Source organism: Rhodococcus sp. BH5, from assembly GCF_027583855.1.
GTDB classification, from domain to species: Bacteria; Actinomycetota; Actinomycetes; order Mycobacteriales; family Mycobacteriaceae; genus Rhodococcus_F; species Rhodococcus_F qingshengii.
The window spans coordinates 629,016-655,825 of record NZ_JAJHVW010000001.1; the positions used below are offsets into that span (position 1 = coordinate 629,016).

23 protein-coding genes and 2 pseudogenes are annotated in these 26,810 nt (G+C 61.7%); 4 read left to right on the top strand and 21 right to left on the bottom strand.

The genetic code is table 11. The features are described 5' to 3' along the window. Positions 1 to 46 precede the first annotated feature (46 nt). Both RhoBH5_RS02805 and RhoBH5_RS02810 read right to left on the bottom strand, forming a co-directional pair. Positions 47 to 553, bottom strand: coding sequence for a glyoxalase/bleomycin resistance/dioxygenase family protein (locus tag RhoBH5_RS02805; RefSeq protein WP_030535584.1), 507 nt, complete (start codon positions 551 to 553; stop codon positions 47 to 49). 71 nt (positions 554 to 624) lie between these two features. Next, on the bottom strand, positions 625 to 1,806 hold the full coding sequence (locus RhoBH5_RS02810) for a GDSL-type esterase/lipase family protein (RefSeq protein ID WP_030535585.1): 1,182 nt from the start codon (positions 1,804 to 1,806) through the stop codon (positions 625 to 627). A gap of 108 nt (positions 1,807 to 1,914) precedes the next feature. Between RhoBH5_RS02810 and RhoBH5_RS02815 the strand changes: the two genes are divergently transcribed. Then, entirely contained in the window at positions 1,915 to 2,490 is a 576-nt protein-coding gene (locus RhoBH5_RS02815; protein WP_030535586.1) for a TetR/AcrR family transcriptional regulator, read from the top strand. Positions 2,491 to 2,664: 174 nt separating this feature from the next. Here RhoBH5_RS02815 and RhoBH5_RS02820 read toward each other — a convergent pair whose 3' ends face one another. The 3 genes and pseudogenes from RhoBH5_RS02820 to RhoBH5_RS02830 all read right to left on the bottom strand — a co-directional run bounded on the left by RhoBH5_RS02820 (position 2,665) and on the right by RhoBH5_RS02830 (position 5,969). After that, entirely contained in the window at positions 2,665 to 3,579 is a 915-nt protein-coding gene (locus RhoBH5_RS02820; RefSeq protein WP_007735104.1) for a tyrosine-protein phosphatase, read from the bottom strand. 220 nt (positions 3,580 to 3,799) lie between these two features. Further along, positions 3,800 to 4,537: pseudogene (locus tag RhoBH5_RS02825) on the bottom strand (alpha/beta hydrolase); the annotation flags it as partial. A 172-nt stretch (positions 4,538 to 4,709) separates the two neighbouring features. Then, positions 4,710 to 5,969, bottom strand: a complete 1,260-nt coding sequence (locus RhoBH5_RS02830; protein WP_230359798.1) for an MFS transporter — start codon at positions 5,967 to 5,969, stop codon at positions 4,710 to 4,712. A gap of 121 nt (positions 5,970 to 6,090) precedes the next feature. On the opposite strand from RhoBH5_RS02830, the gene RhoBH5_RS02835 reads away from it, so the two are divergent. Continuing rightward, on the top strand, positions 6,091 to 7,032 hold the full coding sequence (locus RhoBH5_RS02835) for a LysR family transcriptional regulator (protein ID WP_125050944.1): 942 nt from the start codon (positions 6,091 to 6,093) through the stop codon (positions 7,030 to 7,032). Here RhoBH5_RS02835 and RhoBH5_RS02840 read toward each other — a convergent pair. Beyond that, positions 7,024 to 7,353 (bottom strand): hypothetical protein, encoded by a 330-nt coding sequence (locus tag RhoBH5_RS02840; protein ID WP_270007927.1) that lies wholly within the window; start codon positions 7,351 to 7,353, stop codon positions 7,024 to 7,026. The two genes, RhoBH5_RS02835 and RhoBH5_RS02840, sit on opposite strands and share 9 nt — an antisense overlap. A gap of 180 nt (positions 7,354 to 7,533) precedes the next feature. Between RhoBH5_RS02840 and RhoBH5_RS02845 the strand changes: the two genes are divergently transcribed. Next, on the top strand, positions 7,534 to 8,997 hold the full coding sequence (locus RhoBH5_RS02845; RefSeq protein WP_230359797.1) for a glycoside hydrolase family 5 protein: 1,464 nt from the start codon (positions 7,534 to 7,536) through the stop codon (positions 8,995 to 8,997). A gap of 51 nt (positions 8,998 to 9,048) precedes the next feature. Here RhoBH5_RS02845 and RhoBH5_RS02850 read toward each other — a convergent pair whose 3' ends face one another. From RhoBH5_RS02850 to RhoBH5_RS02860, 3 genes are all read right to left on the bottom strand, one after another. After that, complete coding sequence (locus RhoBH5_RS02850; RefSeq protein ID WP_118607132.1) at positions 9,049 to 9,711, bottom strand: GAP family protein; 663 nt, start codon at positions 9,709 to 9,711, stop codon at positions 9,049 to 9,051. A gap of 314 nt (positions 9,712 to 10,025) precedes the next feature. Then, a complete protein-coding gene (locus tag RhoBH5_RS02855; protein WP_054827139.1) occupies positions 10,026 to 11,453 on the bottom strand; it encodes a hypothetical protein in 1,428 nt (475 codons plus the stop codon). A 103-nt stretch (positions 11,454 to 11,556) separates the two neighbouring features. Further along, entirely contained in the window at positions 11,557 to 13,221 is a 1,665-nt protein-coding gene (locus tag RhoBH5_RS02860; protein ID WP_230359794.1) for an alpha/beta hydrolase, read from the bottom strand. Positions 13,222 to 13,374: 153 nt separating this feature from the next. Between RhoBH5_RS02860 and RhoBH5_RS02865 the strand changes: the two genes are divergently transcribed. After that, the gene (locus RhoBH5_RS02865) at positions 13,375 to 15,780 is read left to right on the top strand and encodes a LuxR C-terminal-related transcriptional regulator (protein WP_270007928.1); all 2,406 of its coding nucleotides are present in this window, start codon (positions 13,375 to 13,377) and stop codon (positions 15,778 to 15,780) included. 82 nt (positions 15,781 to 15,862) lie between these two features. Here RhoBH5_RS02865 and RhoBH5_RS02870 read toward each other — a convergent pair whose 3' ends face one another. The 12 genes and pseudogenes from RhoBH5_RS02870 to RhoBH5_RS02920 form a co-directional block, all read right to left on the bottom strand. Further along, entirely contained in the window at positions 15,863 to 17,680 is a 1,818-nt protein-coding gene (locus RhoBH5_RS02870; protein WP_118607136.1) for an ABC transporter ATP-binding protein/permease, read from the bottom strand. A 31-nt stretch (positions 17,681 to 17,711) separates the two neighbouring features. Continuing rightward, positions 17,712 to 18,461, bottom strand: coding sequence for a DUF6390 family protein (locus RhoBH5_RS02875; RefSeq protein ID WP_054825611.1), 750 nt, complete (start codon positions 18,459 to 18,461; stop codon positions 17,712 to 17,714). After that, positions 18,461 to 19,531: a hydrogenase expression/formation protein HypE gene (gene hypE, locus RhoBH5_RS02880; RefSeq protein ID WP_270007929.1), complete on the bottom strand. Its 1,071-nt coding sequence runs from the start codon at positions 19,529 to 19,531 to the stop codon at positions 18,461 to 18,463. The genes RhoBH5_RS02875 and hypE overlap by 1 nt, the downstream gene beginning before the upstream one ends. Further along, positions 19,521 to 20,634, bottom strand: a pseudogene (hypD, locus tag RhoBH5_RS02885) (hydrogenase formation protein HypD). The gene hypE and the pseudogene hypD overlap by 11 nt, the downstream one beginning before the upstream one ends. Next, positions 20,631 to 20,930, bottom strand: a complete 300-nt coding sequence (locus RhoBH5_RS02890; protein ID WP_003942168.1) for a HypC/HybG/HupF family hydrogenase formation chaperone — start codon at positions 20,928 to 20,930, stop codon at positions 20,631 to 20,633. The pseudogene hypD and the gene RhoBH5_RS02890 overlap by 4 nt, the downstream one beginning before the upstream one ends. Before the next feature lie 16 nt (positions 20,931 to 20,946). Next, positions 20,947 to 23,235: a carbamoyltransferase HypF gene (gene hypF / locus RhoBH5_RS02895; RefSeq protein WP_050655148.1), complete on the bottom strand. Its 2,289-nt coding sequence runs from the start codon at positions 23,233 to 23,235 to the stop codon at positions 20,947 to 20,949. Then, complete coding sequence (locus tag RhoBH5_RS02900; protein WP_042450715.1) at positions 23,232 to 23,519, bottom strand: HypC/HybG/HupF family hydrogenase formation chaperone; 288 nt, start codon at positions 23,517 to 23,519, stop codon at positions 23,232 to 23,234. The genes hypF and RhoBH5_RS02900 overlap by 4 nt, the downstream gene beginning before the upstream one ends. A gap of 3 nt (positions 23,520 to 23,522) precedes the next feature. After that, complete coding sequence (locus tag RhoBH5_RS02905) at positions 23,523 to 24,017, bottom strand: hydrogenase maturation protease (protein WP_003942183.1); 495 nt, start codon at positions 24,015 to 24,017, stop codon at positions 23,523 to 23,525. 6 nt (positions 24,018 to 24,023) lie between these two features. After that, on the bottom strand, positions 24,024 to 24,143 hold the full coding sequence (locus RhoBH5_RS32630) for a DUF6893 family small protein (RefSeq protein ID WP_003942178.1): 120 nt from the start codon (positions 24,141 to 24,143) through the stop codon (positions 24,024 to 24,026). Between the two features lie 48 nt (positions 24,144 to 24,191). Next, positions 24,192 to 25,553, bottom strand: coding sequence for a hypothetical protein (locus RhoBH5_RS02910; RefSeq protein WP_007735083.1), 1,362 nt, complete (start codon positions 25,551 to 25,553; stop codon positions 24,192 to 24,194). Continuing rightward, the gene (locus RhoBH5_RS02915) at positions 25,550 to 26,188 is read right to left on the bottom strand and encodes a DUF6084 family protein (RefSeq protein WP_003942181.1); all 639 of its coding nucleotides are present in this window, start codon (positions 26,186 to 26,188) and stop codon (positions 25,550 to 25,552) included. Before RhoBH5_RS02915 ends, RhoBH5_RS02910 begins: the two co-directional genes overlap by 4 nt. After that, positions 26,185 to 26,805: a DUF5947 family protein gene (locus tag RhoBH5_RS02920; protein WP_042922570.1), complete on the bottom strand. Its 621-nt coding sequence runs from the start codon at positions 26,803 to 26,805 to the stop codon at positions 26,185 to 26,187. The genes RhoBH5_RS02915 and RhoBH5_RS02920 overlap by 4 nt, the downstream gene beginning before the upstream one ends. Positions 26,806 to 26,810 lie beyond the last annotated feature (5 nt).

Below are 26,810 nucleotides of genomic sequence, written 5' to 3' on the forward strand. Positions count from 1 at the left end.
CAGTCTGACAGACGCGGTTCGGGAGGCCACAGCGTCAGACCTCGGTTCAGTCGTCGGGTCCGTCAATTCCCATGCCTCGCAGATGCTCGGCCTCGGCACTGTTCGGGTCGTACGGACGAGCGGCCGTCATGATCACGCGCGCGTTCTCCGGTGTCACAATCTCCAACTCCAGTGAATTCCACGGCTTCAGATGTGGACCGCTGGTGCATCCGGGCCGCAATTCCTCACACGCCTGTGCTATCTGGTCCATCTGACTCAGCACACACGCAAAGCTCACACTGACGGACGGTGGTGAATCTGCACATTCGCCGGGCACGAGCAGAACGTCTTGAAATGCCCAGCGTCGCAGGTGCGTCAGTCGATCCGGTACCGAAAAGAGGTCGAAGAAACCGAGCCCACGGATCCAGAAGTCGGCAGATTCGGCCAGATCCGATGTCGGAACCGACACGAACATGGGCATTCCGTAGAGACCTCGGAACTGTTCCGGAGGCACGGCGTCTGTAGCGGGGACAGGGACGGGGCTGATGTCGAATGCCGGGTAAGTATCGGTCATGAAGCCATCGTGAGCCCTCACGCTACGTCAGGGTCAAATCGTGTGAAATCCGATCGAACCAGATTGCGCGATCACACCGTGCGTGCGAATGCGCCGTCGTCTGCGAATACCCGTTGGGCAAAGCGTTCGCCGATGAGACGGTGCGTCGCAGCGTCCGGATGGAGCTGATCGGGAAGCGGCAACTCTTCGTTCTCGGCCGCACCATAGAGATCGCACCCGTCGACGTAATGCAGATTGGGATCATCCGCCGATCGCTGGGTTACGATGCGCGCCAACTCTTCCCGAATAGAGCGCAGCGTCAGCTTTCCGGCTGCGCGCTCGGCGGGATCGCCGGTAGCAACGAATCGCATTTCGCCTCTGGCAAGCGCGTCGAAATCGAATGCACCAGGTCCAGGCGTGTCTTCGTGAATCGGGCAATAGACAGGCGAGACGACCAGCAGTGGAGCCACTGGATGACCGTCGCGGACCGTGTCGAGGAAGCCGTGCATTGCCGACGTGAAGGCCCGCAGGCGCATCACGTCGGAGTTGACCAGATTGATGCCCATCTTGATGCTGATGAGGTCGGCAGGAGTGTCTCGCATAGCGCGGGCGACGTACTGGTCCAGCAGAGCGCTGCCGCTGAACCCGAGGTTGATCAGATCCACGCCGCCGAGGGAGGCTGCGAGAGCAGGCCAAGTGCGGGAGGGACTTTCAGCGCCGGAGCCTTGACTGATCGAGCTTCCGTGATGGAGCCACACATCACGCTTCGTGCCGACTGCGAGTTCGAGCGGGGCGTCGGTTCGCAATGCGACAAGTTCGGTGGTTTCGTTGTGCGGCAACCAGATCTCGACGGTCTTGGATCGCGCGGGCAAGTCCGCGAAGCGGATGGTGCTGACGGGTCCGGATTGTCTCTGAGCGGTACCGGTCGCCATGTCGATCGTCACCGTGTTGCCACCCTCAGCGATTGCGTGCCCGGTTGGTTCGCCGTCGACGATCAGGTCGTACACCCCTTGCGGCCTCGGCGGAGCACCGATGTAGATCATTTTCGTGGGCAGAGTGTCGAGTTCGATGGCCGTAGCGCTGGTTCGGAACACCAGCCGCACTCCGGACGGTTGTGATTGCGCCATTGCCATCTGCCCGTCAGCGAATTGCGTGCGAGCTCTGGCAGGCAGACGGTGTGTCAGCACACCGCGTTCGGTCCGCTCGAGCTCGAGGGCTCCGCGCACGATGTCCTCGGAAATTACGGTAGTAATCCAGCTGCTCTGGCTGTTCATCTCATTCACCTGTAGATAAGTTGCGAAGGTTTTAACTACAGCACACAGTAATTTGCCTATACTATTTAGGCAAGCGGTTTCACTTCTCGACGAACAGGACCAACGGACATGCCTCGCGCAGGACTGACACCCGAACGCCTCGCCGTGGCGGGCGCCGAATTGGCCGACGAGGTGGGCTTCGAGCAGGTGACCGTATCGGCGGTCGCCAGAGCGTTCGACGTCAAGGTCGCAAGCCTGTACTCGCACGTGAAAAGTTCGAACGACCTCAAAACCAGAATCGCGCTGCTTGCCTTGGAAGAGATGGCCGACCAGGCTGCCGACGCCGTGGCCGGTCGGTCCGGCCGCGACGCCTTGACCGCCTTCGCGAACGTGTACCGCAACTACGCGAGGTCACACCCTGGTCGGTACGCCGCGTCACAGATGCGCCTCACCCCGGAGGCCGCGGCCGCGAGCGCGGGTTTCAGACACTCGCAGATGATGCGATCGATTCTGCGCGGGTACAACCTCACCGATCTCGATCAGACCCACGCAGTTCGGTTGCTCGGCAGCGTTTTTCATGGGTACGCCAGCCTCGAGCTGGGTGGATCGTTCAGCCACAGTGCACCGGACAGCGCCGAAAGCTGGGCAAGAATCCTCGAGGCTCTCGATTCGATGCTGACCAATTGGCCAGCGTCGAGTCCATGACCAGTCGTGATTCTTGCGCGCCAAGTTCTTGCGCCACTTGGTGATCGCACACGGCCAAGAAACCTCGGGCCCACCCCAGGAGCGGCGCTACACAATCGCGCGCTCCCGCAACCACAGGTCGCACTGGGACAGAAGAAGGTCCGAGTAGGCAAGAAGCCGGGCGTGGAGCTCCGCTTAGAGGAGAAGCTTGGCGCGCAGAGAGTCGACAGTGCCCTGGTCGACGCCGAGGCCCTCCCGTACGTAAGTATCCATACCGCCGTAGAGCCGGTCCACCTGTGCATACGCCGCATCGAGCCACGACAGGTCCACCGCGTCGTCCCGGCCCAGGTACGTGTTCGACGCCATGAAATCGGCACTGATGAACTCACGCGGGACACCCAGAATGGTCAGCAGGATCGCGGTACCCCAACCGGTGCGGTCCTTCCCTGCACTGCAGTGGTAGACGGTTGCGCCGTCGGAGTTGTTCGCGATCGCAGTCAGCAGGTCACGGAAGGCGACATCGGAACCACGGTAGTTGACCATGAACGGGTAGCCGATGCTCTGGCCGATGTTCGAGGTTCCCTTGACTGCGCCGTCGATCAACGCGCGACCGAGGGTCAGGGGAACGAACTCGTGGAACGCGATGCCGTGTTCGATACTGACGACGTCGGCGACCTGGTAGGTGACCCCGGCGGGGATCCGATCGGGATCCTCCGCACGTTCGGAGGCGTTGCGCAGGTCGACGTCGAGGGTCAGGTTCGCGGCGGTGAGTTTTGCCAGATCAGTCTCATTGAGCGAGCTGAGCTTGTTGGAACGGAACACCAGGCCTGTCCGGACGGTCCTGCCGTCGGTAGTCCGATACCCGCCGATATCGCGGAAGTTCCGCGCCTCGTCGAGCCTGATCTCGGCCGCGGACGGCGGTGGGATCTCCGGCAGCGGCGGTTGCTCCCCGGACGATCCGAACTGACTCGAACCCAATTGCAGGTCGCCGCTCGAAGCGGAGGCGAGTGTGGGGCCTGTCAGGGCCGCACCCATGGCGACCAGCGCAGCGAGGGCGATTCCGAAAGGGCGCGCCCCTCGGCGGCGCGTGTAGACAGTTGTCACCTTCATCCTCTCATTCGCTGTGCGGGATACCCCGCGCCCCGCAAACTCCCGTGCGAGATTACAAGGGTGGCACGCTCCTCGTCCCGACTTTGCTCCAGAAACCGGACATGTGTTCAGGTGCCCGGCCAGCCGCCATCCTGCAGGAAGAAACTCTTGCCCGTCACTGCGTCGCCATCGACCACGCCGGGCCCGATCGAACGACAGACCGCGGCCGCGCCCGTGCTTGTCACTCCGACTCGCCGTCGAGACATTGCCCAAGCCAGGCACCCATATCCGACGCAGCGCGGCGGGCAACAGGCGTTGGATGGTTTGTAAATCCATGCGGGACATCAGGATAGAGACGCAAGTCGACGTCGTTTCCGGCCGCCGACAGTCGCGCCACCATGGCAAGGTTCTCTGCCAGGACCACGTCTTCTGATCCAACGACAACGAGGGTCGGCGGCAGGCCGCTGAGGTCGCCGAATGTCGGAGAAATATCCGGGAGAGTGCGATCATCGACATGGCCGACGTAGGCTTCGATGAAGTATTCGTCGCTGATGGTGCGGCCCGCGGGAGTCTGGGCACTGACGTCGTACGTGCCCGCTTCCAGCACCGCACCCGAAAATGCCTTGGCCAGACCTCGATCACGAAGGCGCAGCAACGTCGTCGTCACCAAGGTTGCTCCCGCCGACATGCCACCGATGGCGAGCCTGGTCGTCCCGAACCGTTCGGCAGCGACATCAAGCAGCCACAAGGCGACTGCCTCACAATCGTCCGGCGCTGCCGGCCAAGGGAATTCCGGTGCAAGCCGGTAATCGACGGTAACCACTACCACCCCGACCTCGTCGGCAAGTCTCATGCTTCGGGCGTCAGCGCTGGCCGCTGAACTCATGTAGAAACCCCCACCCGGAAGATACAGATAGACCCCGTTGACATCGCCGTCTTTCGGAGTGACTACGCGCACCGAAACGGATCGGCCCTCGATTGCTGGGCAGCGTTTTCCATGGATATGCCAGTCTGGAGTTAGGTGGATCGTTCAGCCACAGTGCACCGGACAGCGCCGAAAGCTGGTCCAGGATCCTCGAGGCTCTCGAATTCGATGCTGACCAATTGGCCCGTTCCGCAGAATCGAGTTTCGGTCGAAGCAAACACCTCCGTCAGCGAGACGTAGCGTCCTGCGTTTCCTTCTCCCCAGGCAATCGGCGAGGTTCGGAAGCACTGCGGACGAGCAAGATCGGCGTAATAAGTAGCAGTACACCGGAAATGACGATTGCAGCGTGTGTGCCGGTGAACACCGCCATTACACCCCACCCTGCGGTCAGCAACGCAATGACGGCTTTGTTGGTCACTGACCAAGCCGTCAGAACGCGGGCAACACGATCAGTCGCAACCCTTTCGAGTCGGTAGGTCGCGAAGATCGGATTGAAAACTCCCATGCAAGCGATCAAGAGGAATTCAACTGCGATGACAACCACGAGTCCGCCGACACCTGGGGCGACGAACACAAGTCCAACTGGCCAGCAGGCTCGCAGGACACCGGACACGGTCATAACTCTGCGTCGCCCGTAACGCGCGACTAGCCGCGGAGCCAACCGAGCGCCGATCAAGCCACCGAGGCAGGGAAGGCCGAATGCAAGGCCGTACTGCCAAGGCGAAAACCCGAGTTCGCCCACGAGCAGAACAACCAGTAGTGGTTCGGTCGCCATTATGAGGGCGTTGACCAACACCGTGTTGAAAAAGAGTGGCCGCAGTTCGGAGTCAGCGAGGATGAATTTCCAACCGTCGAACATCGCCTTCAGATTCGGTGTCGGCTCGTCGCGCCGATCGGGGCGAAACTCCTGTCCTCGGATGGCATACAACCCGACTGCCGAGACCAGGAATGAACCGGCGTTGGCGATCACCGTGACAACCGGACCCAACATTCCGATTGCTCCACCACCCAACGGCGGACCAACTGCGGTGGCGGCCCAAGTCGTGGATTCGAACCGCCCGTTGGCGACCAGAAGTTGCGATGGTTTCAGCAGGTGCTTGAGATAGGCGCCGCTCGCTGCCACGAATGCGATATCGGCCGCCACAACAACGATCGAGACCAACAGCAGCAGCGTGAATGTCAACCAACCCATGGCAAATGCCACCGGGACGCAAATCAGTGCACAAAACCGCACAAGGTCCGTCGTGATCATCACTGGCCGCTTGCGGAGGAATTCGACTTTCCCGCCGAGAGGCACTGCAATCACGGCACCGACTGCCAGCCCGGCGGCCGCGAGCATGGACACCTGGAAGGTGCTGACATCGAGAACCTGGATCGCGATGAGGGGTAGAGCACCGAATCCCACCCAGGTGCCGACAGTGCTGGAGACGTACGCGAACCACAACCACCCGAATTCTCGACCAAGTCGCGCGTTTTGAGCTTCCACGTCCACCCCCTGTGACCACCGATATTCGACAACGAGGATCGAATCACAGCTGTGTGACCTGTAGCAATCAACTGCGAGGCGTCCGTGCCACAACCATCGGTGGTGTACATATGATCGGGAGATGGACTTCGACACCGTGCGAACTTTTGTCGTGGCAGCCGATCTCGGGCAGTTTCAAGCAGCAGCAGACGAGCTGTCGATCAGCCAGCAGGCAGCATCCAAGCGGATCATCGCGCTGGAGCGAGAATTGGATGTCCGACTGTTCAATCGCACGCCGAGGGGCGCACAGATCACGATCGATGGGCAGGCGCTTTTGCCCCATGCACGCGAACTCCTTCGAGTTCACGAGCGAGCCGTTGCCTCCGTGCATCCGGGCCGGCGCGCACTCCGGGTCGATGTCCTCAACCGTCGGATCGCGCCCGCCGTTCTGATCCAGGACTTCTACCGCGCCAACCCTGGAATCGACCTCGACGTCGTCACTTTGTCTACCTCGAACGCTGCCGCCGCGATCGCTGCCGTCAGATCCGGCGAGATCGACGCGACCATCCGCGCGGTGACGAAGACGAGCCGTGAAATACCTGACAGCATCAGAATTACCGGCCTACTCGAGGATCCGCTCCAAGTCTTAGTCGGACCTTCACACCCCTTCGCCGGCTCACCGTCCGTGACCCCGACTCAACTCGCCGATCACCGGATCTGGATTCCCGGCATCGTCCCAGGCACCGAGTGGTCCGAGTACTACGACCAACTCTCGTCCACATTCGGTCTCACGATTGATGCGATCGGCCCAAACTTCGGAACCGAGGCACTCCTCGACGCAATCGCCGAATCTGCCGAGTTGGCAACACTTGTCGGCCAAGGAGATCGATACCTCTGGCCCGCCGGTTACGACTTGCGACGCATTCCGCTCCGCAGCCCAACGCCCGTCTACCCACACTCGCTGATCTGGCGCGAGGACAATGCGCATCCGGTGCTCGGCATTCTTCTCGCCTATCTCGAGAGTCAGCACGAAGCCCGTCGGACAACCGACTCATGGATGCCGACGCCTGCTGTCTCACACTGACCGTTGGGCCTCGTCGACGGATTGCGCAAAGGCAGCAAAGACTCGATTAATGTTCTTTCGGTGCTTCCCCCAATCGAGGAACTGCGTACTGAGCGCCGAACTACTCGTGACCGCAACCGCGGACCCACCTGGCGCCGGACGCACCTCGAGCACGACGTGCTCACCCCAACTCGACAAGCTAATCTTCGAGCTTGACTGCAGTGCTGTTGGACCGATCTGCCTCACGTTGCCGAAGATGGCCCTCAAAGTGTTGTACCCCAACGCGAAAGCCGACACGGCCGGAAGGCGAAAAGTGTAGATCTGCGTCCGGGAGAGTGCCACGCGCTCAGTGTAAATCACCGCCAGTCCCGCCCAGGCGACGCCTCGTGGGCCAAATTCCAGGTGGAGCGACTGGCGTACGCGGCAAACTTGCCGATTCAGCACGCTGCAAAGCGGCCCGGAGGAGGCTTTCTCACGCTAGCCTCGACTCGGAATTGGACGTTTGTCTAGAAAGGTCGATGGATGCGTGCGCTGTTGCTTGCCACCCTCGCAATCCTGGTCCTCCAGATTGCAACTCCGGCGGCGAACGCTGCACCACCGGATCCGGGCTGGACTCTCCCCCAACTGACCGTCGCAGATCGAACGATCAAGGACGTCGACGGACGAACGGTGTTGCTCCGCGGCGCGAACGCCAACGGTCTCAATGACTACGCAACCAACGGCACCGGTCTACCCACCGTTACGCCGCTGGGAAGAACGGACTTCGCGCAGATGGCAGCGCTGGGCTTCAACGTCGTCCGGCTCAACGTCGCGTGGTCCCTCCTGGAACCGACCCGCGGTGCATTCGACACTGCGTACGTCGACCGCGTTCGAGTAGCGGTCGAGGATGCAAAAGACCACGGCATCTACACCGTTCTCGACATGCATCAGGATGCATGGGGCCCGTACGTCGGCACCCCGAGCGACCAGTCGTGCCCGTCTTTCATGGAGCAGGGAGTCGGCTGGGACGGCGCACCCGAGTGGGCAACCCTGACCGGCGGATGGACAACCTGCAACATCGGTGGACTCAGGGAAGCCGCACCCGCGATCGCCCATGCCTTCCAGGCGTTCTACGACGACGAGCAAGGAATCCAGAGTCGCCTCGTCGCGACGTGGGCGCGGTTGGCTGCCGAGTTCAAAGACGAACCAGCTGTAGCCGGATACGACCTGTTGAACGAACCGAACCCCGGCCTGCGCGATCCATTCACGGCAGCTGATCAGATCGGGCAGTTCTACAAGCGGGCCACCGACGCCATCAGACAGGCCGAAGCAGGAGGATTTCCACACCTCGTGTTCTTCGAGCCCAGCGCGATCTGGTCGGCTTTCGGCCTCGACGCGCTGCCTCCACGCCATTACCTGACCGATCCCCTGGTGGTCTTCTCGCCCCATCTCTACAGCGAATCGATAACGGTCAGTAGCGAATTTCCCGGAATCGAAGACGGATTCAAGATCGCCGACCTCGCTGCCGCCTGGTACGACGCACCGTTGTGGACAGGTGAATGGGGTTGGTTCGGCGACGCCGACGAGCAGAGAGCAGACGTCGACCGCTTCGTCGATGCCACCGACAAGTACCGGATGGGCGGCGCGTGGTGGTCGTGGACACAAGCGTGCGGTGACCCCCACCCGGTTCGCGACGGCAATACCCACCAGCCACAGGGAAATCTGAATCGCATCGACTGCCCGTCCGGTGAATCACTCGGGCTCGTAGAGGGATTCGCCGCGCCACTCTCGCGAGCGTATCCGCGGGCAGCGCCCGGCACGCTGACGGAGGTATCGCGTGACGGGTTTGACGGGAGCGGCACCGGACGGGTCGAGGCCTGGTACCCCGGCACCGACCGGCCACAGCTCGAGACCACGAATCTCTCCGACGTCCGACTGTCCCCGATCGAGGGCGGATGGCAACTGATCGGCCACGCCGACGGCGACTACGCGGTCAAGCGCGCCTGATCGAACGATCATCCGGGAATCGCGCGTTCACACCACGCGAAAGAGCGGGTATCAGAAGATTCCGCCAATTCCCTTGCCGATCAGAACAACTCCGACGACCAAGATCAACACACTCATCACCGTGGTGTTGTTGTCCTGGAGCCAGACTTTGAGATTGGCCAACGGCTTTCGCAGGCGATCAGCAGCCACCACGTATCCGATGACCGGGATCGCGACAGTTGAACTGGCGATGACCGTGAAGACGAGAATCGAGGTGATCGCTCCGCTGGTCGCCAACGACGCCGAGCCGATCGACACTCCGGCCGCGATGCACATGAGCAGGTTCTTCGGGTTGATCGCGGCGAGCGCGAATCCAAGGCCCAATCCCTTGACCGCGGTCATCTCGTCGACGGCTTGCATCCACTTCGGTGTTTCGTGCTCGCCGCTGCGCCCCCGCCACTGCTTGACCCCGACGGCCAACAGGAGGACACCGAGAGCTAGTTTGATCCACGAAACCGTGGCGGACGGTCCGTCGTCTGACGTGCTGACGGCACTGGACAAGATGACGAAAAGAACTGTAGCGATGAAGATTCCGAGTAACCAGCCCACCGCGAACCCGGCGCTGGTGCTACCCGCTCGCTTGGAGAGCAACATCAAGATAGTGGCGATGACGGCCACCGGCGACACGGCGACACCGACGGCCAATGGGAGAAGTTCTCCGACAACGGAACCCATGTCAAAACTCATTTCTGATTGCGGCAAGCAGGATAGGCAGTAGGCGAGAAAAGCCGCCCCTGTCCGCCACGACGGACAACAGAGCACAGCCGATACCGCTGCGCGACAATGCTGACACTGCGAGCGCCTGCGTAGTTCATGCCTCATTCGAAAGGGATGAGTGCCTGAACCGCAGGCCTCGATTCCCCACCGAAGATCGCGAAAAGACTTGGCCAACGATGATGTCGGCTGCGCTCGCAGCAGAGCGCAGCCGACATCATCGAGGAGGATCACCAGACACAATCTCGAGTAGTGACCTCACGCGTAGGGACGGGTTACTTCGCGCAGCCACTGCCCTCGAACGCGAGCTTGGACGTATATTGCCCGTCCGGCAAATACTCTCCCATCACTGCCTTCTCGTCACCGGGCGTCTTGGTGTCGTGTGCAGCGTGGCTGAAGTCCTTGGCCGGCAGCATGTTCCGCATGATCAAGAGGGAATCGTCGGGATGCCCTGCGCCGTCACCGGCCGGCGAGAGCGAAAGCCATGACACCCCACATTCCTTCGTAGCGTTTGCGGGTCGGTCTTCAGGGAGCGACGCGACAATCGTGTAGCGACCATCCGCATCAGTGGCCATCTGCTCGTCGAACAGACACGTCGCTACCTTCGTCGTTGCCAGCGATTCATTGCTGCACATCGACCAGAACCGCATGTCGACTGCGCTGTCGAGATTCTTTGCGCCGCCTGTCGTCTTCGGAGTCCTCGGCAACTCTCCCCGAAGTACTAGAACTTCGCCGAACCCACGGTTGACTTCGGCTGTAACGTAGCTGTTGTCGATGTTGGAGTACTGCCCGCCCACCCGCTGGGGTGTGCCATCGCATTTGCCGAGATAGGTACAGCCGAGCGTGAACTCGGCGCTGTAGTACGCCCGCCAGACTGGTGTCTGCTCGGAAGGGAATGTCGCAGGCTTGCCCGGTTGGTCACGCAATGCCTTGTACGTGTCCAGCGGCAGCGAAGCCGGCTTCAAGATTCCGTTGTCCGCACCGACCGCTGAACACAGATCCTGCCCGCGCAACACCTGACCACCGGAAAGGTGCAGCTCTGGCTCCGGCAGTCCAACGCCGCCGGTGAGATCACGCCCGTTGTCCGGCAGGTAGATGCGATAAAGCAGGCTTATCCGGTCCTGACCTGGCACACCGGCATACAAGGTGTTGGGTTTCGGCTCAGCAGGCGAGGCCTCGTTGAGGACGGAAGCCGTGTACGACCTGGCACTTTCGTTCGATCGATCGGCACCGGGAAGATAGGTGTTGCGCGAACCTGCGTCGGGAGCTGTCGAAATGTCATTGAGGACGGCGGTCGGCATCGCGGTTGCTGCGTTGTACGAGTTCAACGACTGATAGCGCGCATGCGCATACTGCCCTCGGATAACCAACTCGGCGTTCTCGGGGATTGTGAACTGCGCAGCCCAGTAAATCGCCGCAGTGTCAGGAAAGGCGTAGTTGAGCTGTGGGTCCGCGCGCTCGGGATTGATCGGCACGGACCAGAAGCAGGTCGACACCGGATGCTCGACGTCCGGTCCGCCGGATCCGAAATCGACAGAACCAGATTCGGATCCGCTAGCCGAACCGGTTCCTGATCCGGATCCGCTCGACGAACCGAAATCGACAGATCCGACCGCCGGCGCGGCAACCGCGGACCCAGCCCCGGCAAATACAGTGATCGCGCTCAGCGCCACCGCAGCTACGAGTGTTCTTGATGAATGCATCGCGCTCCTTGTTAGATAGCTGACAAACAGTGATAGAACGATCTAGAGCGAGTACTCCCGGTCCAACGACGAGAGACCGTCACGAGGTCCGCACTCCGCACTACTACTTGGTGGGTTGAAAGTCGTTCGTCAGAGCGCCGCGAATCGCGTCGGTGTCCGACTGAGACCAGTTGTCGGGGTGCAGGATCCGCGCCCACATGTCCGCCGCGTCGGCACCGTAGTTGTGCCCGTGACCTGGCGGAACGTCCGCCGAGAAGACCATGTCGAGTGTCACCTGCCAGAATGTCACGAACGGTATCCACGTCATTCCCGGATCGACATCACGGCCGAGAGGCTCGGCAAGCCAGTCCGGCTTGTTCAGAAGCAGGTCGAAAGACCACCAGACAATTGGGTCGCTGGCGTGCTGCCAGTACACGACGCGTGAGTCGTTCCACGGCGCATCCAGTTCGAGATCCTCCGGATAGGCAGCGAAACGAATCGACTGCCCGTCGTCGATCACCGGCACGGCTTCCCGTGAGCCGGAGTCACGACTGCTGGTGATCTCCTGCCATTGAGCGGTGAAGTTCGGAGTCCCCGACCACAACGCCCCATCCACCCGCGTCGCCATGTCCTGTGCTCCCGCGAACGCGGCCTGTCCCCCGTACGATCCGAGGCTCTCGCCGAAAACGACAAGCTTGGGGCGCTTGTCGAGCGGCAGATCGATCCACTTCGCATAGACAGAGTTGAACAGCGCCCGGCCTGCGGCCATCGGGGTTTCGCGATCGGCGATGAATGCCAAAGGGCTGGGAAGGAACGAGTACTGCATCGCCGCGATGGCGGTATCGCCGCCCTGGACGTATTCGAAAGCGGACGCCACGTCGTCGTTCACCCAGCCGCGGCCGGTGGTGGTCACTACTGCCAGGACGGCACGGTCGAAGCCGCCGGTGCGCTCGAGTTCGTTGACGACCCGCTGCGCGACACCGTCGACGGAATCCGACGACTCACGGCCGGCGTACACGCGGATGGGTTGCTTCGCGTCCCGGCCGGTCAGCGCGGAAATCTGCACCGCAGACGGCCCGCTACCCATGAAGGTGCGACCCTCCTTGCCCAGCGAATCCCATGCCTCCGCAGACATGGGTGAACCACTGCGTTCGGCGATCAGAGGCTGGTCGATACCATCGGGCGTGTCGTTGTCCGCGCCGGAGAAACTCCAGTTCGCAAAAGCGATGAGCCCGTTGTAGAGGGCACCGTTGACGACGAAGATCGCCAACGCGAAGACGACGACCAAGCTCGCGACTTTCGCTGCTTCCTTGGGAACAAACCGCAGAGCAACGGCAGCGAGTCCTCTGGTGAGATGCCGCAGACCGCGACCCGCCTCCAGCAAGATCAACCACACCACTAGCGAAACCAGCAGCACCAGAAGATAGTTCGCCCGGTTCACGCGAGGCGCCTCGACCAGATCACGGACGATCTGCTGCCACCACGAACCCAAGATCAGAAAAAGAGGCACCAATATCACTGCCAGTACGGCGAGTACGGCCCAACCGATCCGCTTGGTCCGGTCCGACCATGTCGGTTCGACTCCGCATTTGCGGATCATCCACGCCACGCTCACACCGATGCCGTACCCGGTGGCGACGGAAATACCGGTTGCCACGCCCTGCAGGTACCACGCGCGCGGTAAGAGGGACGGGCTCATCGAGAGGACGAAAAACACCAGACCGAACGACAACCCGACCGAGTGCAGCGTCTTGCCGTAGCGCCGCACACCTTCCCACACACGTTTCATGCCCGAATCGTAAGTGCGCCAGAAAGATGAAATGCGCCTCTCATCCCTTTCGAATGAGGCGCGAACTACGTCGGTGGAAAGTGTTCGCTATTCCGCGTCATGCACCGAAAAGCTTCGGCCCAACGGCAATCACGGGCGAACACCGGTGGTGCCTTGACAGATTTCACACACGCGATTCCGCGTACACTGTGTGGGGTCAATCCACTCTGCACGTACAAATTCGGCGCGATTCTCATGGCGGCAAAACGAGGAAACCTACCGATCGAACTGAGCAGTTTCGTCGGTCGTCGGTCCGAGGCCAAAGAAGTCCGACGCCTGCTGTCGGACTACCGGCTTGTGACCCTTACGGGCCTGGGTGGGGTCGGCAAAACCCGCTTGGCGCTCCGTGCCGCCGATGATTCCTCCCGTGCGTTCCCCGGGGGCGTCTGGTTCGTCGACTTCAGCGAACTGCGGGAGCCGGCACTTCTCGATCAGACGATTCTTGCCGCACTCGGAGTACAAGACCGATCTACGCGGTCACCGCGATCGGTACTGATCGGCCGTCTCGTCGACGAACGTGTCCTGCTTGTTCTGGACAATTGCGAACACCTCATCGGCTGGGTTGCCGACACCGCCGCCGAACTTCTCCGGTGCTGTGCCCGATTGGCACTTCTGGCGACCAGCCGAGAACCGCTCGACATTCCCGGCGAGATGGTATTACGGGTACCGCCTCTGCGATTTCCCAACGAGGCGCCGTCGCCAACCGACACCCGCGATGGTGATGCGATGATGCTGTTCGAGCAGCGGGCACGTTCCTCCGTGACGGACTTCCGCATCACCAGCGAGAACAGCGCGGCTGTGGAGAAGATCGTCCGCCGGTTGGAAGGACTACCGCTGCCGATCGAGTTGGCGGCTGCCCGACTGAGGGCGATGTCGGTCGATCAGATCCTGCAAAAACTCGACGACCGCTTCCAACTGCTGACGCGGGGCAGCCGGAACGCTCCAGCGCGTCAACAAACGCTTGCACAGAGTATCGACTGGAGCTTCGATCTGTGTACGCCGCCGGAGAAGTCGTTGTGGGCGAACTCGAGCGTATTTGCGGGTAGCTTCGATCTCGGGTCCGTCGAAGGAATTCTCGCCGACGAAGCACAGAACGACGACTTGGGCGATCTCGTGATGTCCCTTGTCGACAAGTCGATCCTCATCCGTGAACAAAACGGCTCGTACGTCCGCTACCGCCTACTCGAGACTCTTCGCGACTACGGGCGTGAACTGGTGTCAGTCGACGAGTGGGTCTCGCTGCAGCGCAGGCACAGTGAGTGGTTCAGGCAACTCGTCTTCCGCGCCGGAGTCGACTGGACGGGGCCGCACCAAATCGATTGGATGACGCGGATCGACCGCGACTTACCCAACGTGCGCACCGCGTTGGAATTCGGTCTGACCGAACCCGACTCGGTCGAAGCCACATTGCGTACCGCAAGTGCCTTGCATGATTACTGGCTTGCACGTGGTCGATTCAACGAAGGTCGCTACTGGTTGGGTCGCGCCCTGGCCGAGGTGCCCGAACTGACCGAGGGCACTCTCGGTGAGGCGATAGTCGAGGCCGCCGCGACAGGCGCACTGCTGGCAGCCCTCCAACGAGATATCGCTTCGGCGACAAGCATTGCCGAAGAGGCTCGGCGACAGGCCGAGATGCAGCGGAACGACGACGGACGCATACTGGCGCGGTACACGCTCGGATTCGTCGCGGTCGCCGACGGCGATCTCGTGCGCGGCGCCGAGTACCTGGAGCAGGCTGTCGCAGCATTCCGGGCAAACGACGACATCGCCCGTCTGGTACCCGCGCTCTACTGGTTCGCCTTCGTCGTCGACGCACTCGGCGAAACCGACCGGGCTGCAAGCATTTACGAGGAGGAGTTGGCCCTCACCGAATCGCGCGGCGAAATCTTGTGGCGGTCGATGACGATGTCGGACTACGGATCCGCCCTGTGGCGTCATGGCAACCACGCTCGCGGTATCGAGCTACTCGAAGATTCTCTCCGATTGCTTCGAGGGCTGGGTAACCAGTTCGGATGTGCATGGTGCCTCGAGGAAATCGCGTGGACGCTTGTCGACCGGGACGCAAAGCTGGCAGCCACACTGATGGGAGCTGCCGACACGCTGTTCACCGCCACGGGCAGCCCGATGGACACCTTCAGGAGCATGGTCCCGTACCACGAAAACAGCGTGACCGAGGCTCGTAACCGGATCGGAGACAGGGTGTTTCAAACAGCATTCGATCATGGACGAGCTCTGACTCTCGACGACGCAGCGGCCCGCGCGCTGAGAGAGCAACCGCCCGGTGGATCACCGAAATCGGCGGCTGACGAAGTGCTGACTCCGCGGGAGCAGCAGGTGGCCGAACTCGTCGCACAGGGCCTCACCAACCGAGCAATCGCGGACAAGCTGGTCATTTCTCAGCGCACTGTCGACGGTCACGTCGATCACATACTGAACAAACTGGGGTACGACTCGCGCACCAGGATTGCGGCCTGGGTGCTCCAGCACACAAACGACTTCCGCAACCCTTCGACCTCGTGACGGTCGGTGTCTTCGATCGATCGCGGCGCGGCGGGTAACCCGGCCGAATCCTGTCGCAAGAATCCGACCGTCGAAAGTTTTCTCAGCCTTCGTGATCAGCGAGAGTCCAGTGTCCCGCACCGCGCAGTTCGAGTTGTCGATTGTGAAAAACGTCGAGGGTGCTGCGATGCCCGACGCTGACAATGATGCTGTCGGGCAGTTCACGGCGAAGGATGTCGTAGAGCGTGTACTCGAGGCCTTCGTCGATTCCGGATGTCGCCTCGTCGAGAAATGCGGTTCGCGGTCGGATCAGGAGGACTCGGGCGAACGCCAACCGTTGTTGTTCGCCCGGCGACAGAATTCGAGTCCAATCAGCCGGCTCGTCGAGCCGACCGATCAAATGTGCGAGATGCACCTCGGCGAGCGCGTCGTGGAGCCTGCGGTCGTCGAAGTTCGAGCGCCCGGTGTTCGGCTGACCTGAGGGCAACTGGTCCGGATATGCCAAACCCGCGCGCAGAGAACCCAATGGTAGGTATGGCCGTTGTGAGAGGAACAGGACGTCTCCGACCGGGGTGGTCACGGAACCGTTTGTGTACGGCCACAACTGCGCGATGCTGCGGAGCAGCGTGGTTTTGCCGCTACCCGACGGACCCTTCACCAGCAGTGCATCGCCGGGCCCCAGTGACATGTCGAGTTCGGAGATCAACGCCTCACCAACCGGCGTGCGCACGTCGAGTCCCCGAACAACCAAATGACTGCCAGCGGAGAACGCGTCGAGCACGGGAAGTGCGCGGGCACGTCGATTGGCATCGGCGAGCCCGGTCAAACGGATCAGTGTGGCCCGGAAACTTGCAAAATCGGCATAAGACTCTCGAAAGAACGACAACGAATTGTGCACCTGGCCGAATGCTTGAGCAGTTTGCATCACGTCGCCGAAAGTGATCTGCCCGCTGAACAATCGAGATCCCTGGACCAGAAACGGAAACACCACCGCTGTCTGATCCACTGCCAGATTGAAGCCACTGAACTTGAGCGTCCGGAAGACGATCGCCCACATATTGCGGATCACTGCAGCAAAACGTAGTCCGAGCGTGCGTCGTTCGACGTTCTCTCCGCGATAGAAGGCGATGCTTTCGCCGTACTCCCGTAGTCGAACCAACGCGTACCGGAAGCTGGCGCCGAGTTTCTCGTTCAAGAAGTTCAGCATGATCAAAGGCCGGCCGATCCAGAATGCGAGTGCCGTGGTCACCAACACGTAGGTGTAGACGAGAAAGATCATCGCTCGCGGAATCTCGGCACCGAAAACAGTCAAGGGACCGGACAGATCCCACAGGATCTTGGTGAAGCTGACGATCGAGACCATTGCGGCGACGGCGCCCATGGACAACGTGCGGGACGACGTCGCGAATGCGGTGATGTCTGCCTGAATACGTTGGTCCGGATTGTCGACCGGGTTCTCCAGGAAGTTTCCGCGATAGTAGGCGCGGCCGTCGAGCCAATCGTCGGTCAATGTGTCATTGAGCCAACTGCGCCAATTGATATCGAGTGTTTGGCCTACCAGGTAGACGACGAGTGAGCTAGCGACGTGGACTGCGGCCAATATCGCGAACACTCGCAGGTAGTGCCAGAAAGCGGTTTCGTCGAGGTTCTGAATGGCGTCGTAGAAATCCTTGTACCAGTACGAGAACAACACCGTCACGCGGACACCGAATATCGTGAGCAGCAGCAGTAACGCGAGAATCGACAGCGGAATGACGGTGCGCCGGGGATCGAAGTAGGGCCAAGCCATTCGCCGAAACTGGTTGCCCCAGACGGTATACCGAGCAAGCAGCAGCGCGGTGACGACGAGAACCACTACCGTGATCGCATATGCCTCTGCCAACCACAGTGCGCTGTCCGTTACCGCGCTACCCCAATTCACCGTAGCCTCCGTCCTGGAGGGGAACTGACGATCACATATCGGTCGACAGCATTCGGTTCGCGATCCGCAATCCCGAGTCTTCCGCGGCATCCAATGCACGTGATTGCTCTGCCGTTATCCTGTCGCACACCCAATCCCAGTGCATCGTCACCACAGCGCCGGGGACGGGCATCGCCGCAAGCGCGTTGCCCTCGACCCTCCACCGCACTCTCTGCGTTGCCGGTCGGCCGCGTGCGAGTTGCTCACCGTCGAACTCGAGCGGGGACGAAACCACCAATGCATGCTCCTCGCCGACGTCCTCGACCACTCCCCATCTGATCCGGCAGTTCTGGAGGACGGACAGTGGGACCGCACCGCGCTTCCGAAGAAGCTTGACCCACGGATACACCAGAAATACGTGAAAACTGTGGTGCGCGAGCGCGCGGTCCCGACCCCCGAGGACGGGGAGGAACCCGGTGTTCTCGCGTTCACCGAATGCCCCCCTCAAGTGCTGTAACAACTTCCCCGAATCGAGAGAGTCGAGGAGATCACCTCCCACCCAATAGGCTTCGATCACTCGCGAATCCAGGGGGTCGTCGATGCCCGCTCCTACAGCCAATGCCTCGAGGTACGGCCACGCACCGTCGAATTGACGAGCGTGATCACGGTCGCCGCTGCCCGAGTTGCCGCTGGCCAGACGAAGCAGCACTGAAGGATCGTCGGGTCCGCAGTAACCCAACTCGTTCGGCGGATACGCGTAGCGGGCAAACAACGCCGGCCCGTTCATACCGACGGCAGTCATCAGCAGATCCGAGGAAGTTGTTCACCTGCCGGCAAATCCACTACCCGATTGCCTCCCAATGCCGTACGCGCCACCACCATTGTGCGATGTTCGGCCACGCACTCCCCGATCACGGCGGCTCCCACACTCAGTGGATTGCCGTGCATCGCTTCCAGAACCAGGGCGGCATCTTCGCGTGGAACGAAAGCGATCAACTTGCCCTCGTTTGCGACGTACAACGGATCCAAGCCGAGTAGCCCACAGGCGTCGCGCACGTCAGCGGGAATCGGCAGATCTCGCTCCACCAGCGCAACCCCGATGTTCGACGCCTGAGCGATCTCGTTGAGGGTCGCGGCGACTCCGCCCCGCGTAGGGTCGCGCAGGACGTGGATGTCGACACCGGTGGCAATCATGTCGGCCACCACGCCGTTCAGGGCCGCACAATCACTGCGCACTTCGGTCCCGAATTCGAGACCTTCGCGACAACTCATCACGGCCACGCCGTGAACGCCGATGTCGCCGCTGACGATCACGACGTCACCCACTTGTGCGCGAGTGGGGCTGATGTCCACCCCGTCTGCGACAATCCCGATTCCTGCGGTGTTGATGAAGACTCCGTCGCCGTGACCGGCATCGACGACCTTGGTATCACCTGTCACCAGCCGAACGCCGGCAACGTGCGCGGCCTCACCGAGCGCCTTCGCAATTCCCGCGATGTCGGTCAGTGCCGTCCCTTCTTCCAGGATGAATGCCGTCGACATCACCAATGGCTGCGCTCCAGTCATCGCCAGGTCGTTCACCGTTCCGTTGACAGCGAGATCGCCGATAGTTCCGCCGGGAAACACCATGGGTTTGACGACATACGAGTCGGTCGAGAACGCGAGCCGCACCCCGCCGACGTCGAATACGGCCGAGTCACCGAGTTCTGCATCGGCAGCGCTTCCGAACGAGGGCAGGAACAGGTGCTCGATGAGCTCGGCGGACATCGCTCCTCCACCACCGTGCCCCATGACGATGTTCGGCGAATCACGCAGCGGCAGTGGGCAGACCCACGCCGACAAGTCCACGACAGCGATCTCCTCAGCCGGCATGACCCGCCTCCTGAAGTTCCAGGCGCCGGTACAGGTAGTACGCGGCGCACGCCCCCTCGGACGACACCATCGTGGCACCGAGTGGATTCCGCGGAGTGCATTCCTTCCCGAAGGCACTGCACTCGTGTGGCTTGATCAAACCTTGCAACACTTCTCCGGAACGGCAGACGCTCGACTCGTCAGTATGGATATCGGTCACCGAAAAACGCTCTTCGGCATCAAAATACGCATACTTCGGTGCCAGCTGCCAACCGCTGTCCGGGATCGATCCGATGCCGCGCCACGTCCGGTCCGACACGGCGAACACATCCTCGAGCATCGCTTTCGCTGCGGTGTTGCCCTGCGCGGTGACGGCACGGGCGTAGGCATTTTCGACCTCGTATCGACCCGATTCCAACTGCAGCACCGTCTTTCGGATGCCCTCCAGCAGATCCAGCGGCTCGAATCCGGTGACGACGATCGGGACCTTGTACTTCTCGGCCCAGCGCCGGGTACTCCGACGTTCCCATCACACTGCACACATGCCCGGCCGCCAGAAATGCCTGCACGCGGCACTCTGGCGAATCCATGATCGCGGCCATCGCCGGCGGGACCAGAACGTGCGAGACGAGTAGCGAGAAGTTCTCGATACCCAGGCGATTGGCCTGATAGACGGTCATGGCGTTGGCCGGCGCGGTGGTCTCGAATCCGATCCCGAAGAACACCACTTGCCGGCCCGGATTCTCCTTGGCGATAGTCAGTGCATCCAACGGTGAGTACACCACCCGCACGTCACCGCCGGCGCTCTTGATGCGGAACAGATCCGACGAACTCCCCGGAACTCGCAACATGTCCCCGAAGGAGCAGAAAATGACATCGGGTCGTGCCGCGATTTCGAGAGCTTTGTCGATGATCTCGAGCGGGGTGACACAGACCGGGCATCCGGGTCCGTGGATCATCTCGATCTGTTGGGGAAGTAATTGATCGATGCCGTGTCTGATGATCGAATGTGTCTGACCACCACACACTTCCATGATCGCCCATCGCCGTGTGGCCAGCGCACGGATCTGATCCAGCAGTTTGCCGGCCAGTTCCGGATCGGAGAACTCGTCCAGATATTTCATGATTCCGTCTCCTTCGGTTCGATCCCCGCGGCCCGGGCAGCCCTTTCGAACCCGTCACCGAATTCCTCTTCGAGTACGCCGAGGTGCTCGAATTCCGCCAGCGTGCTGCGAGCGGATTCCTCGTCGAGTCGCTGGATGGCAAATCCGACGTGCACCACGACGTACTCGCCGACTTGGGCGCCCGGAATGTACTCGAGGCACACTTCTTTTCGGACGCCACCGAAGTTCACCACCGACATCGTCGTTCCGTCGCGTTCCTCCAGGGACTCGATACGTCCCGGTACGGCTAGGCACATGACACAACTCCTGACCTCATGACGAACTCCCCACCAGCACTTGGCCGTAGGCGAGACCGCCGTCGTTCGGCGGCAACTCCAGTCCTGTCAACGGCGTGAATCCAGCGTCTGAGAGCAGAGCACACGCCCGAACGAGCAGTAGAGGGTTCTGAAAGACACCTCCGGTGAGTACTACCTCGTCCACTCCCGCCAGTTCCCGGCCACGAATTGCCCACTCGAGCACCAGGTGCGCTACGGATTCGTGGAAACGGGCGCCGATCACTTCAGCGGGCAACTTCTCCCGGAGATCGCGGACAACAGCCCGAATGACCGACCGCGGATCTGCTGTCCACGAATCGTCGTCCGACTGCGTCCAATCGAAGGTGTACCGCGAACCGGCGCTGTCGACTCCCCTCGACACCCCCTCCAACTCGATGGCAGCCTGCGCTTCGTAGTCGACCCTCTGACGGACCCCGGTCAGCGAGGAGACTGCGTCGAACAACCGCCCCATGCTCGAGGTGTCCACGCACCCGAAACCGGTTTCCATCTGGTGAAGTAGGACCGACTGCTCTCGGGGCGGACAGGCTGCCACGGGCGCGAGGTCGGATTCCCAGTCCAACCCGGCATGCCACAGGTGGGCGAGCGCCATTCGGTACGGCCGTTCCACTCCGGCATCGCCACCGGGCAGCAGTACGTATCCCAGATGCGCGAGACGGCGATAACCCTTGTACGTCGCCAGCAGTAGTTCCCCTCCCCACACTGCGCCGTCCGCCCCGTAGCCGGTGCCGTCGAACGCTATTCCGAGAACTGGTTCGCTCCCGTCCCGGCCGTTCTCCCCCATCACGGAAGCCACATGTGCGTGGTGATGCCCGACGATGCGCACCGGTCGGTCACCACTACGACTGCGAGCCCACGAGGACGAGCGATACCGAGGATGCTCGTCACAGGCGATCTGGTGCGGCACCACCCCCGTGATCGATTCGAAGTGACTCTCCGACGCAGCAAAACTGTCGATGACAGCGAGGTCGCCCATGTCTCCGATGTGCTGACTCGGCCACACATATCCGTCCTCGGCAAGACAGAAGGTGTTCTTCAGGTCGGCCCCGACCGCCAAGGTAGGCGGTACGTCGAACGGCGCGGTGACGGGCAGCGGAGCATATCCGCGCGAGCGACGAAGCAACTGTCTTCCACTGCCGACTATTCGCATCACCGAGTCGTCACACGGCATCAAGATCGGACGGTTGTGGGTCAATACCCCGTCGGCCAGGTCACCCAATCGTTCGAGATCGTTGTCGGAGTACAGAATCGGCTCACCGCCGATGTTCGCCGATGTCATGACCAACACCGCTGGGCCCGCCTCTTCTCCGGCCAAACCCAGAAGAAGATGCTGAATCGGGTTGTAGGCCAGCATGATTCCGATATCCGGAATGCCGGGGGCAATCAAGGGGGAAAGCGCGTATCCAGACGCTTTGGCAACCAGCACAATCGGGCGCTCGCGCGAGGACATGGCATCAGCCTCGGCATCACCGACCACACCCAACTCTCTGGCTTCTGGCACATCGCGCACCATCACCGCCAACGGCTTGCTTGCTCGATGCTTGCGTTCACGCAACTCGTGAACCGCGCGGTCGTCGCGGGCATCACAAGCCAGGTGAAATCCTCCGATTCCCTTGACAGCAAGAATCTTCCCGTCTCGCAGTAGGGATCGGGCTCGTAGCAGTGCACCCTCACCGGTCACGGCGGGCGCGTCCCCTTCCACGAACGATAGCGTTGGACCGCACTGCGGGCAGGCAATCGGTTGCGCATGAAACCGGCGGTCGGCGGGATCCACGTACTCCGCCGCACAGTTCGCGCACAACGGGAATCGCTTCATCGTCGTAGCGGCGCGGTCGTAGGGCAGCGATTCGATGATCGTGAATCGCGGACCGCAGTTGGTGCAGGTGATGAATGGATGACGATATCGCCGATCGCTCGGATCAGTCAGTTCCCGGAGGCAGTCGTCGCAGATCCCGACATCCGCCGGCGCCAAGGTTCGCCCGACCGACCCCGCATCCGTCTCGACTATGCGAAACCCCTCACGACCAACCGGCCGCGAGTCCTCGCGCTCTACCGACTCCACCCGTGCCAGCGGTGGGGGGCGGTTTCGCACCCGAGCGACAAATGCATCGATTGTCTCTCCGTCGCCTTCGACGTCGATCACGACACCGAGAGCAGAATTTCCCACCGAACCCGACAGTCCCAGTTCGGTGGCGGTCGCATGGACGAACGGCCGGAAGCCCACCCCCTGGACTACGCCACGAACGATGACACGGCAGGCGATCTTCATGTCCCGACCTCGCCGTTACCAGTATCGGAGTCGACTATCTCACCGTCGTGGCCACCACGGCCCATCAGTTCGAGGCCGGCCCGAGCGTGGCGAGCTTCCTGCTCGTCGACCTTCTCGACTGCAAAGCCCATGTGGATCACCACCCAGTCACCTGCAGTGACGGTGCCTTCGTCGAGCATTCCGATGTTGACCTTGCGTGGTGCCCCCTCCACGTCGACGAGAGCGAGTTGACCGCCGTATCCGTCCAGTAGTTCGCGTACCCGTCCCGGAATCCCCAGACACATGACTCACACCTCCGGCCCCAGTGTGGTGGCATCACAGTCCACGTCGATGGACCGGACGAGTGCCAGCACCGCCGAAGCGGCTTGCCCTACCGAATCACGCATCTCCGCACTCAATCCGATTCCGTCGCCGATCGATTTCGCATGTGCCCCCACCACGAACGTCCGCGGGAGTGTTCCGCCGAGGGCCTGCAGGCTGGCAAACACCGAACTCGGATGCATCGAGTGCGCGTCGAAACCTCCTTGCGGGCCTTCACTTTCGGGGTCCACTTCGATGATCGCGAGCTTGCCCGGAACTCCGGTCGCCGGTAAGGCATCGATCAGGACCAGGGCGTCCCACGACTCCAACAAGTCGTACGCCAGATGCACGCCCCGAATCCCGTAGTCGACCAGGCGAGCTCCCGATGGGAGATTCTCATGCTGCAGCGCCCGAACAACTTCGGGGCCGAATCCGTCGTCTTCGAGAAAAATGTTTCCGACACCTGCAATCAGCACGCGCACAGCGCTTTACATCTTTCGCATTCGCAGATAGCGCTGGATGTCCGGCATCGACACCACCAGGACGATCGCGGCTGCGATCGCGGTGGCGCCGAGAAGTGCCGTCGACAGCAATCCCATGCTCCTCATGGCGAGTTCTCCTCTCGATAGCTGTGAAGTTCGATAGCTGTGAGTACGTCACGCGCTGTCGCGCGGCATCGGCTCTATCTCGTCCGGCGCGAAGTACAGGTAGCGGCCGTACCAGTTGTGCAGATCGGCGGCCGGATCGTCCAACAGTGTCACCCCAACATGAATGTCGCCGTCCACGTCTTCATGAATGGTGGCGACGTGGGCGATCCGGCCGTCGAAGAACAGGTCCTGAGCATCAGCGCGGCGTGAGGGGTGGAGCCGAACTGTACTTCCACCAGAGACACGGACGCCGTTGATCAGAACTGCGTCGGTGCGTGGTTGGACACTGGTGTCGGCTTCCGGGGTCCACCAGTCCACACCGTCAGGCACCTCGGGTATCAGATCAGAACCGGCGTGCGGATTTCGCAGCACACCGTGCAGGCCGGCTAGATCGTCGTCCGTCAATCGCTCACATCGGTCGATGATGTCGGCAGCTCTGGAGTCGGTAGCTCGCGCCCGCGCCTTTTCCTCGTCGGTCATGGCAAGGATTCTCAGGGTGAGAATTTCGTCGATCTCGGTCGAGTCGAAGAGAGATCCCTCGCTCTGCGGCGCAATCTCGGGAAAGTCGTACAGGATGATCGGTGACACCAGAACGGTGGGAGATGTGCCAGGGTGAGTGGGGTCCTCGGTCCCCGCAAGCACCGGATAACAGCGATTTTGCCGCAACTGCTCCGAGTGATCTGCTTCTTCGAACAACGACAGGAACCTCGAGCCTGTGCAGTTCACAATGACGTGAGTCCCCAGCATCGATTGCGCGGTGGCCGTGCCCTTGTCCCGTGCGTCGACGCTCGTGGCGTTCATGATCTCCACGGAAATCACCGTGCGTCCGTCCCCGGCGGAGGCGCTCACTGCCAAGAGGCCATTCACCGGAAGCCGTGTCCGAACGATCCGTCCGACCACCCTGCCCCGAGAGTCCGACAAAGTCTCTCCTTCGACAACTCCGGCCGCACAGAAGGTTTCTTCGACGCCGGCCTCGAGTTCGTCCAGACCCCACGGACCCAACACGATCTCGGACTCGGTGGCTTCGTCCCACGAGATCGACTCCCGCTCGCCGACTACCAACCGATCGACCGGGATCCACGCCCCGCCGGCGCCGAGTCGTTCAACCGTCCGCGACTGGTGGTGCAGAAATCTCACAGTCGCAGAAACTTCGACGCCGTTCCGCTCGAATTCGCCGAGCAGACATTGCGCGGACATCGACGGTTCCTCGCCGACTCCGACCTCGGCGGCGCCGGGCGGTCCGAGAACCCCGAACTGCCAACGGGATTGATTCTTCGCCGAACCGGCCCGGTAGGGATAGAGAAGATATCCCTCGTACAGGACGGCGTCGGCCACGGCCCGAACGTCGTGATCCATCTCCGTTCGAGTCATCGCGGCACCTGGCTCGCCGTCAGCAACTGCCGCACGGCTGAATCGAGGTCCGTGAGGCCGTGCGCTGCCTTGAACCGCACGAGATCGGCAATCGTCTCATGGTCGAGGCGTACCCAACCAGACGCCGGATAATGCGCAGCCATCAGCTGTTTCCACACGTCGACCGGCAATTCGTAGGCAGCAGATCTGTCCCACGGGATCTGCTGCACGGAGAACCCACGCGGTCCGTCGGTGAATACCGTGCCGCTCAGTAGAACCACGATCGGAATCGTTCCGTCTCCGAGTGCGTGCATGTACTTCGACGCCGTCACCGAGAAGTCGTACGTACACGCCATGGGCAAGGCCGCGACCGTTGTTCCGGTGAATCCTTGAACGACCGTGGAACATTCCATCCACAGGAAGGTGCGCAGCGTACTCGACCAACGCTCCCGCGGACCGAAGAGATCGCGCAGACCTTCGCCTTCGGCGTCGGAGTACGGTCGGCGGTGTGGTTCGATTCGTACCTGCGCGCGCAGAGCCACCGCACGGACGGTCGTGCCGGTGGATTCCGACATTCTCAATCTCACCGTCAGATTCGGCGTAACCGCGTACGGTTCCACCTCCATGTTGTCGACCGAGAAGTCGAGAACAGTCATGCCGACCTGCTTCGCGCCTCGACGCGCCCGAAGAACTCGTCCACTGCGCGTGCGGCATCCTGGCCACCGTCGAATCCGCGCCACACGGTGCGCAATCGTCCCACCAGTTCGTAACAGGCGTCGATGGGAACAACGAAGCATCTCGGCGATTGTCCTGACGTGGGCACCGACACGATCAACGCCTCGACGTCGGCCCGCATCTGCGCGAGCCCCGGATTCTCCTCGAGCACAGTCTCGAACGAGTCGATGGGCAACTCGGATTCGGTAGCTCCGGCCGGTCCCGGATAGAAGACTATGTACTTGTCGAGGAGTGAGTTGCGGAAGAAGAATGCCAGGCCGACGGGGATTTCCAGAGACTCCCACCGGCCAGGGCCGAGGTCGAAGTCCGGAAACTCGAGGTACCGATCGGGAACCGCTTTGTATCGAAGGTCCGCGTCGACCGGTGCAAAGAGTAGATAGCACGGTCGGCACACGCACATCAGGCTCCGGACCTGTACGTCCACGACGTGCTGGTGTTCGTCGCCTATGCCCGCCGCACACATCTCACACCTCGGTCCGGTCGGAACGACACGCGACGAGGCGATTCGTGTGAGCACCTCTCCCACAGTGACTTTCATGACGG